The sequence below is a fragment of the Paraburkholderia sp. SG-MS1 genome (assembly GCF_012275575.1).
In the GTDB taxonomy this organism is placed as follows: domain Bacteria; phylum Pseudomonadota; class Gammaproteobacteria; order Burkholderiales; family Burkholderiaceae; genus Paraburkholderia.
In genome coordinates this window covers 14667-27428 of record NZ_NPIH01000130.1, presented here as the reverse complement: position 1 = coordinate 27428, position 12762 = coordinate 14667, and the positions used below count along the sequence as shown (strand labels likewise).

Here is a 12762-nt window from a genome sequence, read left to right as displayed (position 1 = left end):
CAAACGCCGCGCGGCCTCGTCCATTACCGTGGTCGTGCGGTGCAGGTCGCGCGAGCCGAACAGACGAATCGCACGGTCGCGCAGATCGTCGCGTTGCAGCAGGATCACGACCATCACGACAAATACGATAAACGCTGTTTCGAGCGGACTGATGGCCGGAGACAGCACGCGCCGCGCGAGTTCGAATGGGGTGGGCACCGGCTCACGCACTTCGACGGGTACGGCGGCCGGTACATGAGCGCCGGAGGCGACCGCCGCACCGCGCGGCGCGTCAGGCTGCGGCGGTTCGACGGTCGCGCGTTGCAAGGCCTGACCAGCCGCGCCGGCGATGCGGTCGAGCTTGCCGATCGTCACGCTGTGCACCGTTTCCATCTTGCGTTCGATGGTGGCCTGATAGCGCGGCATGCCGGCGGCGAGATCGGTCAATTGCGTGGCGATCACGGCGGCAAGCGTCGCGATGACCGACACCGACATGACGACGGCCGCAAACACGGACGCGACATGGCCGAGCTTTAGCCGCGCCAGTGCATCGACCAGCGGCGCGACGAGAAAGCTGAGCAGGATCGCGAGCGTGATTGGAATCAGCACGGCGCTCGCGAAATACAGGCACGCGACCACGGTGACGCCGACCCCGAGCGCGACCAGTCCGTCGAGGCCGAATGCGGCGGGCGGCGCCTGAATGCGCGTGGCGGGTCTTGTGCCGCGCGGGTCGGGTAAGTCCTTCATGTTGCGGATCTGTCCGGTTGCGGGGAATTCGAAACGCTCAGGAATCCGGCGCGCGCCGATGGCTTCCCGGCGTGCAGGGCGCGGGAGCATCGGCGTGACGATTGACTAACGGATTTCGGCGCTTCGTCAGCTGTTTCAAGGCCGGCGATTTCGTGTGACATGACTCGCGCGCAATGCCTGGGGCGAGCGCATAGTCGTTACTGCTTACCTCCCACGTCCGGTTTTACGCGCCGCATTGTCCCGCTCGTCACCTACTAGCGTGCGGGGTCTTCGGCAATGGGCCCGCTTTCAACCGGCGGCGCTTCCTTCTCTATCTCGACGCGTGCCTGCTCCCAATATTCGTCGGGCGTGCCCTTGGGGTCCGTAGCCTGTTGCCACAGATAGTAGGCACGCGTGCGAATCTGTTCCTCTTGAGCGGTTGGTTCGTGTTCCATTTGATCACCCCTGGTTAGACCTCGCGAAGACCGACATCGGCTGTGCCGCGCGCTCGTCGCCGTGGCAATTTCGCGCACAGCATCAGCGAACGAGCAAGCCCTATACCTGGCAATATCTGGCTCTCTGCCTATCGCGGCAGCGCCCGCGCGATGCAGGCGCTTCGTCAACGGTCATCAGGAACTGACGGGCGATTCGCCTTCGTCGGTCGTCAGTTGCTCTTCGAGCCGGTCGAACACGCGCTGCGTCGCGCGGCTCGGCGCTTCGAGTGCGAACAGCAGGAGCGAGCGCCCTGTCACCTGGTACGCGTCGCCCGCGCTGAACTGCGGCAACTCGGCGCGCACCGGCATATTGGTGTCGAGCAGACAGGTCCAGTTCGCGCCCTCGGGCACGTCGGGGAGCGTGAAATTGACCACGTCGTGATGCGCGTTCAGCACCAGCAACAGGGTCGCGTCAGAGGCGAGGCGGCGAATGCCGCTCGCCTGCGCCCGTCCGTCGATCACGAGGCCGAAGCAGCGCATCGACGGATCGTCCCATTGTTCGGGCGAGATATCCGTGCCGTCGGGCGAGAGCCAGCGTGCGTCCGTTACGTCCAACGCTTCGTTGTATTCGCCGATCAGAAATCGCCCGCGCCGCAACACCGGAAGACGGTGACGCAACGTGGTGAGGTTCCTCACGAACTCGGCGAGTGCGCGGCCGTCGTCGTCGATTGCTTCCCAGTCGACCCAGCTGATCTCGTTGTCCTGGCAATACGCATTGTTGTTGCCCCGCTGCGTGCGGCCGAATTCGTCGCCCGCGAGCAGCATCGGCGTGCCTTGCGACAGCAGCAGCGTGGCCAGCAGATTGCGTTTCTGCCGCTCGCGTTGCTGGCGGATCTCGGGGTCGTCGGTCGGCCCTTCCACGCCCATGTTCCAGGACTTGTTGTCGGAGTGGCCGTCGTTGTTGTCCTCGCCGTTGGCTTCGTTGTGCTTGTCGTTGTATGAGACGAGATCGTTCAGCGTGAAGCCGTCGTGCGCGGTGATGAAGTTCACGCTCGCCCACGGACGCCGCCCGCGATGATTGAACTTGTCGCCCGACGCAGTCAGGCGCGTGGCCAGATCGGCGACCTTGCCTTCGTCTCCTTTCCAGTATTCGCGCACGGTGTCGCGAAAGCGGTCGTTCCATTCGGCCCAGCCCGGCGGAAAACCGCCCACCTGGTAGCCGCCGGGGCCGCAATCCCATGGCTCGGCAATGAGCCGCACGCTGGAGAGCACGGGGTCCTGCCGGCAACTGTCGAGAAAGCCGCCGCCTTCGTCGAAGCCGTGTATTTCGCGGCCGAGAATCGTCGCGAGGTCGAAACGGAAACCGTCGACCTTCATTTCCGTGACCCAGTAGCGCAGGCTGTCGGTGACCATTTGCAGCACGCGCGGATGCGACAGGTTCAACGTATTGCCCGTACCCGTGTCGTTGATGTAGTAGCGCGGCTCGTCAGGCATAAGCCGATAGTACGAGGCATTGTCGATGCCCTTGAACGAAATCGTCGGTCCACGTTCGTTGCCTTCGGCGGTGTGGTTGTACACGACGTCGAGAATGACTTCCAGATCTGCCTGATGAAAGCGGTCCACCATCTCCTTGAACTCGGCTACCGAGTCGGTCAGGGACGCGAAAAAGCGCGGATCGGCCGCGAAGAAGCCAATCGTGTTGTAGCCCCAGTAGTTGGTGAGGCCTTTGTCGAGCAGATAACTGTCGTTCACGAAAGTCTGGATCGGCATCAATTCGACCGACGTCACGCCGAGGTTGCGGATGTAGTCGAGCACGACCTGCTGCCCGAGTCCTGCGAATGTGCCGCGCAGATTCTCGGGCACCCCCGGATGACGTTTCGTCAACCCGCGTACATGGGCTTCGTAAAAAATCACCCGCTCCCACGGCAACGCGTTGCGTTCGGGATGGCTCCATGAAAAATTGGCATCCACGACCTTGCACTTTGGCACGAAGGGCGCGCTGTCGCGTTCATCGAACGACAGATCGCCCTCTTCCGAGTCGAGCGTATAGCCGAATATTTCAGGCGCCCATTTCAGTTCGCCGATGTGCGCTTTCGCATACGGGTCGAGCAGCAGCTTGTTCGGATTGAAACGATGACCGTTTTCCGGCTCGTACGGACCATGCACGCGGTAACCGTAGATCGCGCCCGGTTTGAGATTCGGCACGAACACGTGCCAGACCTCGTCGGTGTATTCCGGCAGTTCGATCCGTTCTGTTTCGTTCTCGCCGGTTTCATCGAACAGACACAATTCGACCCGCGTTGCATGCGCCGAGAACAGCGCGAAATTGACGCCGCTTCCGGTCCATGTCGCGCCAAGAGGAAACGGCGTGCCTTCTGAAATGCGCGTTGAGTAGTTGGCCTGGGTTGACATAGGGGTTCCTGTGGAAGCAAGGGCGCTTGCGCGCATCTTCTAGTGTAGGCAGTGGACCGGGCATGCGGGACGCGCGCTCGAGCGGCGCCCGGTCAACGGCCTGTCCGTTTCTGCCGACGAACAATCGGCCCGCTGAATTAGCAAAATCCGGACCTGAGGTGATCAGCGCGCAGGCATGGCGGTGCGGCGGCATAACCGTCCAGCCCGCGGCACGACTTTTGCAGCCTGCAACGTGAAAGCTGACCCGACTCGTGCGCTGATCCATGGACTAGCAATGGGCATGCGCCACCATGTCGGACACAACCGGGAGAACATCATGCGCAACATGCCGATCAAACCGTTCGTCGCAACCGCCTTGCTTCTTGCCGCGCTGGCGTCGAACGGCAACGCGTATGCACAGGGCGCCCCTCAGGCAATTACGGAAAAACGCACGGACGTGGTTCAACTCGCGAGCGGTTACCGTGCGTCGAAGCTCAGCGGCGCCGACGTGTACAACAGGAACAAGGACACCATCGGCACCCTGGACGATCTGATCGTCTCGCCGGGTGCCGATCGCGGCACGTATGCGATTCTGTCCGTGGGTGGTTTTCTCGGCATCGGCAAGCACCTTGTCGCCGTGCCGTTCAATGATCTGCAAATCACTAACCGCCGTGTCGTCTTACCCGATGCGACCCAAAAGTCGCTCGCCGCGCTGCCGGAGTTCAAATACGCGCCGGATTAAGCGAGCTTTATTGCATGGAGGGGAACGCCTCGCATTTTGAGCAGACAAGCTTGAGGTTGATTCACCGGTCTCGCTATATCCAACGATGACTATCGCCGCCGGGTGCAGATAAAAATGGAATGGTGTGAAAAAGGCACTTTCCGAATCGGAAGTTGCAGGCGGGAATTGAAAAAAATAACGGGCACGTATGCCCAATTCGTTGACTTCACGCATACCAGGCGATGCGTTGAAGAGGGGCGTCCACTGCGTTAAGTACTTGTGCAACTGCCCCGCAAGCGTTACGGCGGTCCGGCAACGTGCAACGCGGCTGCCGATTCGAGCACGCGCAGCAGGCGCTCGGGCGTCAACGGCTTGGCGCAATGCGCGTCGAACCCGGCGGCTCTGGCTCGTGCGCGGTCGTCCCGCGAGGCGAACGCCGTACAGGCGACGAGCAGCATATGTGAAGTCGCCGCATGAGCCCGCAGACGGCGCGCCAATTCGAGCCCGTCCAGCCCCGGCATCTTGATGTCCAGCACCACGGCGAACGGTTGCCACTCGCAGGCCACCTCACACACAGCAAACGGATCGTCGAGCGCACGGCATTCGAATCCGTCGGCGGTGAGCAGCATCTGCAAGGCATCAGCCGCTTCCCGATAGTCGTCCACCACCAGCACACGGCGATGCGAGGCCATCGCATACTGGATAGCCCGCCACACCACGACATCGTCGTTTTCGTCCATTCTGTCGTCGACCTTCACCCTGTTCTCCTTGGCTTTTCGTGTGCCACCGATGAGCACCTCGGCACGCGGCGCAAGATCCGCTCCCACGGCACGAATAAAACGCATCGCTTGCCGCGCGAGAGTCGCGATCGATGCCGCGCTGTCATCCTGGCGCCGCTGCAGAGGGCTTCGCGCCCGTCATCGCTCATGATGCCTGGCAGCGCTTGACAATCCGATCCGGCCCATCCGGCGCGAGCAGACGTCAATCTCAGGTGCGCACCGTCGATACAGCGCACTTCTCTCGTGCATGCCGCCCTTGGCGCGTGCATCGCACGACACTTCTTCTGCCGTTTGATTTTTTCGGCTGAATGCGACGCTGCTGCCTCTACGAAAATTCGCTGTGTGCTTGACGCTCACAGCGGCAGCGTCGGCATATACACAGAATAAGCGAGGAAGCGCGCCGAAAAAGCGGCAACGTTTTAGGGGTTTGCGCTCAGCGGGTTATCCCGCACGATCGTCGATGAAGCCTTTGAGCATGCTCAATGTATCGGCATCGTCGATCTGTTTATCGGTACGCCAGCGCAGCATGCGTGGAAAACGCACCGCCACGCCGGACTTGTGGCGTGAACTTGCCTGAATCCCTTCAAAGCCGATTTCGAACACGAGCGTGGGCGTCACGCTACGCACCGGGCCAAACTTTTCGATGGTGGTCTGACGGACAATGGCGTCGACCTTGCGCATCTCTTCGTCGGTGAGACCCGAGTAAGCCTTGGCGAATGGCACGAGAGTGCGCACGCCATTCGCTTCGTCCCACACCGCGAACGTGAAGTCCGTGTAAAGACTTGCACGGCGGCCGTGACCGCGTTGCGCATAAACCAGCACCGCATCGACCGCGTAAGGATCGACTTTCCATTTCCACCACGTGCCCGATGCCTTGGTGCGACCCACGCCGTACATCGATTCGCGCTCCTTCACCATCAACCCTTCAACGCCGCGTGCGCGGCTTTCTTCACGCAACGCCGCGAGCGTCTGCCAATCCGGCGCGCTGACGAGCGGCGACACCCGCAACAGATCGCGCGCAAGCGTGCCGTCGACGGTAGCAGCCAATGCATCGAGTCGCGCACGCCGCCCGGCGAGCGGCGTCATGCGCAAATCCTCGCCTTGCGCTTCGAGCAGATCGTAAGCAAGCAACGTGGCGGGCGAATCCGCGAGTACTTTTTTCGTCAGCGTTTTTCGTGCGATGCGCGGTTGCAGACGCGCGAACGGCAATGGCGCGACGGCGCCAGGCTCCCACGCGAGAATTTCGCCGTCGATCACATAACCGTCCGGCAATGCTTCTCCCAATGCCGCGACTTCGGGAAAGCGATCGGTGATCAGATCCTCACCGCGCGACCACAACCAGACACGCCCACCGCGTTTGACGAGTTGCGCGCGAATACCGTCCCACTTCCATTCGATCAACCACTGCGACGGATCGCCGAGCGTCGCCGGATCGGCCTGCAACGGATGCGCAAGAAAAAACGGATACGGCAAGCCGAGATCGCTGTCACGCTGCGCGAGGGCATGCTCGCCGGTTGGCACGTCGTGCTGATTGCCACTACCGGCTTCCGGCGCGATGAGTCGCAGATAACGCGCCGCGTCCGGCTTCTGCTGCGAATCGGTCCAGCCGACCATGCGTTGCGCGATCCGTTTGTGATCGACGCCCGCTACTTCCGCGAGAGCCCTGACCACCAGTTGCCGCGCGACGCCGACCCGGAATCCGCCGCCGATCAGTTTGGTCAGCAGAAAGCGGCCGCCCCAATCGAGTTCGTCCCAGTAGCTGAGTAAGCGCGCGCGCAACTCTTCCGGCGCGACGCCCCGCAAGGTCAGCACGCGCTGCTCGATCCATTGCGTGAGGCCTAGCTCCGACGTGCGTTGCGCGGGCGGCAGGATATGCGCGATGGTCTCCGCCAGGTCGCCCACCGCGTGATACGACTCTTCGAACAGCCATGGCGGCAAGCCGGCGCGCTCGCGGGCAATCTCGCTTAGAAGGCGCGTAGGCACCGACTGACGCGGCTTGCCGCCCGCGAGGAAATACGACGCCCACGCGGCGTCTTCCGGGTCGGCCACGGCGAAGTAGCTGGTCAGCGCTTCGAGTTTGTCATGCGTGGACGTGGTGGCGTCGAGCGCGGTATAGAGGGCGGCAAAGCGTTTCATGGGCTGCTCGCCGCGGCGGTTTCGTCAGCGCCCGCGGCATCGGCTTCGACCGTGTCGTCGCCGTATTGCGTGGCGAACGCGCCCGCTTCGAGGCCTTGCTCGCGCAACCACCGCACCATCGGTTCGACCGATCCATGCGTGACGATCACGCGTGGTGCGCCGCTCGCCTGAATCGCGGTTTGCAGGCTCGGCCAGTCCGCATGATCCGACAGCACAAAACCGCGATCGACGCCACGTCTGCGCCGCGCGCCGCGCAAGCGCATCCAGCCTGACGCGAACGCATCGCTGTAGTCGCCGAAGCGTTTGAGCCACGCGCTGCCTTGCGCGGAAGGCGGCGCGACGATCAACGCCTGCCTGAACACCGCCTTGTCTTTGGCGGGGATCTCGCCGACCAGACCGACCGGCGGCAAGCGCACACCGGCCGCGCGATACGCGCGATTGAGCGGCTCCACCGCGCCGTGGCAAAAGATCGGCCCAATTGCCGCATCGACGCTCGCCAGCACGCGCTGCGCCTTGCCGAACGAATAGCAGAACAGCACTGAGGCGCGTCCTTCGGACGCATTGTGACGCCACCATGAATCGACGCCGTCAAACACGGTTTGCGGCGCGTCCCATCGATAGATCGGCAAGCCGAAGGTCGATTCGGTGATGAAGGTATCGCAACGCACGGGTTCGAACGCATCGCAGGTCGGATCGGCATCGAGCTTGTAATCGCCCGATGCAACCCAGACGCGCCCCGCATGTTCGATCCGCACTTGCGACGAGCCCAGCACATGCCCGGCTGGATGCAAGGACACGCGCGCGTCGCCGATAACCAGCGCCTCGCCATACGCGAGCGTCTGCAGCGAGATGCCCGGCAAACGCGACAGCAGCACGTTCGCCCCCGCGTGCGAGGCGAGGTAATGCCGATGCCCGAAATGCGCGTGATCCGAATGCGCATGCGTGATCACCGCCCGCTCGACCGGCCGCCACGGATCGATATAAAAGTCGCCGGCCTCGCAATAGAGCCCCTCGGGCCGCGACACGACGAGGTCCGTTTTGTTCAACCCGATGTTCGATTGATATTCCGGCAGGTTCATCGAGCAGTTCCTGAAGTCCGGCGAGTGGCTGGCCGGTCTCTGGCCGAGAAAATGAGCAATCAGCGCGATCGCGCGCGTCGACTCATGTCCGCTCACGTTGGCCCGAACACCAAGCAAACTGTATTCCTGGCACCGGCGCGGCCCGCGCACGGTTTGCGCTGCGTGCCGGCTTACGGTATATAAAGCAAGCAGGCGCGTCGATACTGGCTGCCAGCCGGCAGAGCCCGACTCGCACCGCGAGGCCCCATGCGCATCATCCACGACCCGCACGCGCTGTATATCGCGAAACACCCCGGCCGCTTCATCCTGCAAACGCTCAAGGCATTCCGGGCGAACCAGGGTTTGCTGCTTGCGGGCGCGGTCGCCTATTACGCCTTGCTGTCGATCGTACCGCTGCTGATTCTGATCGTCATCGCGCTCTCACGGGTGGTGCCGCAACGCCTGCTGCTGGCGTCGCTCGCCCATCTGCTGCGATGGCTGGTGCCCGGGCAGTCGAATGCGCTGGTGCAGGAACTGGCCAATTTTCTCGACCATCGCGCGGTGATCGGCTGGGTGCTGTTGCTGACCATGATCTTCTTCAGCTCGCTCGCTTTCACCGTCCTCGAAAATGCGATGTCGCTGATCTTCGTTCACCGCGTCGTGGTCCGGCGCCGGCACTTTCTGATTTCGGCGCTGCTGCCGTACTGCTACATCCTGTTTCTCGGCATCGGGCTGCTGATCGTCACATGTGTCTCAGGTGCGCTGGAAACGCTCGGCGCCGAGGGCATCGAATTGTTGGGCCTGCATGTCTCGTTGCAAGGCCCATCGCGGGTGGCGCTGTATCTGCTCGGACTCGCCGGCGAGATTTTCGTGCTGACGTCGATCTATCTCGTCATGCCAGTCGGGCGGCCTTCGGTCAAACACGCGCTGCTAGGCGGCGTGGTCGCGGCCCTGTTGTGGGAAATTACGCGGCACGTGCTGGTCTGGTACTTCGCGACACTGTCTCAGGTCAGCGTGGTGTATGGGTCGCTGACCATGGCGATCGTACTGCTGCTCAGCCTCGAATGGCTGGCTACACTGCTGTTGTTCGGCGCTCAGGTGATTTCGCAATACGAACGATTCGGCCGCGAACCGCTTGAGGCGCCGCAGCCGAAAATCGAAACCGGTTGAGTCCGCGCCCGCCTGCCAGGAGCACCGTGCGCAGGGCGCCGCGAAACGCATCCCCGACGCCTTTCACACTGGGTCTGACGGCGAGACTGCGGTAACATCCACCGATGCGGGCGCGGCGCCATCGCGACTCCCTTGCCGCGTCATTCCCCGCAGACTTCAGGACTCGACAATGAGCATCATCCAGCGCAACAACGTACGTATTTCGGGTCATGGCAAACGGGTCATGGTGCTCGCGCACGGCTTCGGCTGCGACCAGACCATGTGGCGATACCTGGTGCCGTCGTTTCATGACGACTACCGCACGGTGCTGTTCGACCATGTCGGCAGCGGCTCGTCCGACCTGGCCGCTTACGACGTCGACAAATACGACTCGCTCGATGGCTACGCCGACGACCTGATCGAGGTCATCCGCGAAGTGGCCGACGAGCCGGTCGTATTCGTCGGTCATTCGGTGAGCGCGATGATCGGCCTCGTCGCAAGTCTCAAGGCACCGCAACAGTTTGCCGCTCATGTGATGGTCGGCCCGTCGCCCTGCTATGTGAACGACGCCGACTACATCGGCGGCTTCACGCGCGACGATATCGACGACCTGCTGCACACCCTGGAGAGCAACTACCTGGGCTGGTCGAGCACGATGGCGCCGGCCATCATGGGCACGCCGGAGCAACCGGAGCTCGGCATCGAACTGACCAACAGTTTCTGCCGCACGGACCCGGAAATCGCACGGCAATTCGCACGCGTCACGTTTCTGTCCGATCATCGCGCGCTGCTCGCGCGCAGCACTGCGCCCACGCTAATCCTGCAATGCAGCGACGACATCATCGCGCCGCAGGCGGTCGGCGAATACATGCATCGGGTGATGCCGCGCAGCACGCTGCATGTGATCGAGAACGTCGGCCACTGTCCGCACCTCAGTTCGCCCGGCGCCAGTTCGGCGGCCGTGAGCGCCTTTCTCGAGCCGCTGAGCCTGTAACGCGATGCACCGCACGGACCACCTGCAGCCGTCAGCCGACACGCTCTACGAGCACGCCGCGTGCGGCCTGCTCGTGACCGACGCCAACGGCCGTCTGCAACGCGTCAATGCGACCTTCTGCGGCTGGCTCGGCTATAGCGCGACGGAACTCGCGGGTGTCAAGCACATCCAGGATCTCCTGAGTGCGGGCGGCAAGGTGTTCTATCAGACTCACTGGGCGCCGCTGCTGCAAATGCAGGGCTCGGTGGCCGAGGTCAAGCTGAACATGATCCACCGCGACGGCCAGATGGTGCCGATGCTGCTCAACGCGGTGAGCCGCCGTCATGGCGAGACGAGCTACTTCGAAGTGGCGGTGCTGATCGTCGCGGATCGTCACAAGTACGAACAGGAACTGCTGCTCGCGCGGCGCAATGCCGAGGCGTCAGTGGCCGCGCATCAACTGGCGCAGAAAGCCCTGCAGGAAAGCCGCGACGTGCTCAGTCTCGCGATGCGTGGCGCGCGCATGGGTGCGTGGTCGCACGAGCCGAAGTCGGGCAAGTTCTGGTGGAGCCGCGAACTGGAAGCGCTCGCCGGTTACGCCGAAGGCCGCTTCGCGAACATGGCCGGCGGCTTTTTCGAACTGATCCATCCGGGCGACCTGGCCGGACTCAACGAAGCTGTCGATCATGCGGTGGCGAGCGCGGACGACTACGTCGCCGAATTCCGCTTCATGCACGCGAGCGGCGACTGGTGCTGGATGGAAGGCCGCGGGCGCGCCACCTACGACCGCAACGGCGAACCGCTGACAATCTTCGGGCTCGGCCTCGACATCACCGAGCGCAAGGAAGCGCAGACCGTGCTGCTGCGCCAGGCCGCCATCTTCGAGCATTTGAGCGACGCGATCGTCATCACCGATCTGCGCGGCAATATCACCGACTTCAACGTCGGTGGCGAGCGCATGCTCGGTTATCGCACGCGCGAGATTCTCGGCAAGCCCATCGCCATCTTCCATCCGCCGGAAGACGCGCTGCGCATCCGCCGCGAAGCGCTTGCCGCACTCTCCGCCGACGGCACGTGGCGCGGCGAACTCACCTTCGTGCGGCGCGACGGCACGCGCGGCGTGTGCGACACCGTCGTCAAGCCGCTCGCGAACGCGCGCGGCGACATCTACGGCGCGGTCTGCGTGAGCCGTGATATCACCGAGCGCCGGCGCGCCGAGCGGCAATTGCAGCGGCTCAATCTCGAACTTTCGAAGGCCGACCGGCGCAAGGACGAATTCCTCGCCACGCTCGCGCACGAGTTGCGTAACCCGCTCGCGCCCATGCGCAACGTGCTCGAAATTCTGCGCCTGAAGGAATTCGCCGATCCGCAACTGAGCTGGTCGCGCGACGTGTTCGACCGGCAATTGCAGCACATGACGCATCTGGTCGACGATTTGCTGGAAGTGTCGCGCATCACCCAGGGCAAGCTCGAACTGCGCAAGCAGCGGCTCGAACTTGCACGCGCGATGCAGTCCGCGATGGAAGCGGCGCGCCCCACCGTGCAGGCGTCGTCACACCACTTGAGCGTGACGTTGCCGCGCGAGCCGCTCTATCTTGACGCCGACCCCACCCGTCTTTCGCAAATGATCCTGAACCTGCTGAACAACGCGGCCAAATACACGCCGGCCGGCGGCAACATCTCGCTCGCGGCCGAGCGCGAAGGCAATGAAGCCGTGATCGTCGTGCGCGATTCCGGCATCGGCATTCCGCGCGAACACCTGAACAGCGTGTTCGAGATGTTCTCGCAACTGGCGCCCGCGCTGGATCGTTCGCAAGGCGGTCTCGGCATCGGCCTCGCGCTGGTGCGCGGATTGGCGGATTTGCATGGCGGCAGCGTCGCGGCATTCAGCGCTGGGCCTGGCACGGGCAGCGAGTTCATGATCCGGCTGCCGCTATCGACAGCCGCGGCGGCGCCCGCCGACAACCCCGCGCCCGAAACCACGCACGCGGCCGGCATGCGTGTTGCGATCGTCGACGACAACGCCGATGCCGCCGACAGCCTCGCGATGGTGCTCGAACTCGAAGGCCACGAAGTGCGCACCGCGGGCGACGGCATCGCCGGTCTGGCGTTGATCGCCGAATTCGCGCCGCACGCGGTGATTCTCGATATCGGTTTGCCGCTCCTGAACGGTTATGAAGTGGCGCGGCGCGTGCGGCACGATCACCACGAGGCCGGCATTCTGCTGATTGCCGTCACCGGCTGGGGGCAGCAGCAGGACAAGCAGACGGCCATCGACGCCGGCTTCGATCATCATTTCACGAAGCCGGTCGATCCGCGCGATTTGCAGCGGGTATTGAGCCGGCAGCAGGTTTGACGGCGGAGGGGCGTCTGCGGACCTGGCTGCTAAAATGGCGCGCTCATTGCCCGCCGCCAC

The 12762-nt window shown here is 63.4% G+C and carries 10 protein-coding genes; 4 read left to right on the top strand and 6 right to left on the bottom strand.

Going from position 1 to position 12762, the window contains the following annotated elements:
* The 3 genes from CIC12_RS10010 to glgX all read right to left on the bottom strand — a co-directional run.
* A partial coding sequence (locus CIC12_RS10010) for an AI-2E family transporter (protein ID WP_168663965.1) occupies positions 1-726 on the bottom strand: 726 nt, incomplete at its 3' end.
* A gap of 254 nt (positions 727-980) precedes the next feature.
* Positions 981-1160, bottom strand: a complete 180-nt coding sequence (locus CIC12_RS10005; RefSeq protein ID WP_168663964.1) for a DUF2934 domain-containing protein — start codon at positions 1158-1160, stop codon at positions 981-983.
* A 174-nt stretch (positions 1161-1334) separates the two neighbouring features.
* The gene (glgX, locus tag CIC12_RS10000; protein WP_168663963.1) at positions 1335-3551 is read right to left on the bottom strand and encodes a glycogen debranching protein GlgX; all 2217 of its coding nucleotides are present in this window, start codon (positions 3549-3551) and stop codon (positions 1335-1337) included.
* A 316-nt stretch (positions 3552-3867) separates the two neighbouring features.
* Here glgX and CIC12_RS09995 point away from each other — a divergent pair, with 316 nt between their 5' ends.
* On the top strand, positions 3868-4272 hold the full coding sequence (locus tag CIC12_RS09995) for a PRC-barrel domain-containing protein (protein WP_174771993.1): 405 nt from the start codon (positions 3868-3870) through the stop codon (positions 4270-4272).
* 278 nt (positions 4273-4550) lie between these two features.
* Here the strand turns inward: CIC12_RS09995 and CIC12_RS09990 are convergent, their stop codons facing one another.
* The 3 genes from CIC12_RS09990 to CIC12_RS09980 form a co-directional block, all read right to left on the bottom strand.
* Positions 4551-4991: a response regulator gene (locus CIC12_RS09990; protein ID WP_168663968.1), complete on the bottom strand. Its 441-nt coding sequence runs from the start codon at positions 4989-4991 to the stop codon at positions 4551-4553.
* A 480-nt stretch (positions 4992-5471) separates the two neighbouring features.
* Entirely contained in the window at positions 5472-7166 is a 1695-nt protein-coding gene (locus tag CIC12_RS09985) for an ATP-dependent DNA ligase (protein ID WP_168663962.1), read from the bottom strand.
* The gene (locus tag CIC12_RS09980; protein ID WP_168663961.1) at positions 7163-8245 is read right to left on the bottom strand and encodes a ligase-associated DNA damage response exonuclease; all 1083 of its coding nucleotides are present in this window, start codon (positions 8243-8245) and stop codon (positions 7163-7165) included. The genes CIC12_RS09985 and CIC12_RS09980 overlap by 4 nt, the downstream gene beginning before the upstream one ends.
* A gap of 246 nt (positions 8246-8491) precedes the next feature.
* Here CIC12_RS09980 and CIC12_RS09975 point away from each other — a divergent pair, with 246 nt between their 5' ends.
* From CIC12_RS09975 to CIC12_RS09965, 3 genes are all read left to right on the top strand, one after another.
* Positions 8492-9394, top strand: a complete 903-nt coding sequence (locus tag CIC12_RS09975) for a YihY/virulence factor BrkB family protein (protein WP_168663960.1) — start codon at positions 8492-8494, stop codon at positions 9392-9394.
* A 169-nt stretch (positions 9395-9563) separates the two neighbouring features.
* Complete coding sequence (locus CIC12_RS09970) at positions 9564-10367, top strand: alpha/beta fold hydrolase (protein ID WP_168663959.1); 804 nt, start codon at positions 9564-9566, stop codon at positions 10365-10367.
* 4 nt (positions 10368-10371) lie between these two features.
* The gene (locus CIC12_RS09965) at positions 10372-12702 is read left to right on the top strand and encodes a hybrid sensor histidine kinase/response regulator (RefSeq protein ID WP_168663958.1); all 2331 of its coding nucleotides are present in this window, start codon (positions 10372-10374) and stop codon (positions 12700-12702) included.
* The last annotated feature ends 60 nt before the right edge of the window (positions 12703-12762 follow it).

Coding starts and splice junctions, on each gene's coding strand:
- glgX (WP_168663963.1), bottom strand. CDS start 3,551: ATGTCAACCCAGGCCAACTACTCAACGCGCATTTCAGAAGGCACGCCG.
- CIC12_RS10005 (WP_168663964.1), bottom strand. CDS start 1,160: ATGGAACACGAACCAACCGCTCAAGAGGAACAGATTCGCACGCGTGCC.
- CIC12_RS09980 (WP_168663961.1), bottom strand. CDS start 8,245: ATGAACCTGCCGGAATATCAATCGAACATCGGGTTGAACAAAACGGAC.
- CIC12_RS09990 (WP_168663968.1), bottom strand. CDS start 4,991: ATGGACGAAAACGACGATGTCGTGGTGTGGCGGGCTATCCAGTATGCG.
- CIC12_RS09965 (WP_168663958.1), top strand. CDS start 10,372: ATGCACCGCACGGACCACCTGCAGCCGTCAGCCGACACGCTCTACGAG.
- CIC12_RS09970 (WP_168663959.1), top strand. CDS start 9,564: ATGAGCATCATCCAGCGCAACAACGTACGTATTTCGGGTCATGGCAAA.
- CIC12_RS09975 (WP_168663960.1), top strand. CDS start 8,492: ATGCGCATCATCCACGACCCGCACGCGCTGTATATCGCGAAACACCCC.
- CIC12_RS09995 (WP_174771993.1), top strand. CDS start 3,868: ATGCGCAACATGCCGATCAAACCGTTCGTCGCAACCGCCTTGCTTCTT.
- CIC12_RS09985 (WP_168663962.1), bottom strand. CDS start 7,166: ATGAAACGCTTTGCCGCCCTCTATACCGCGCTCGACGCCACCACGTCC.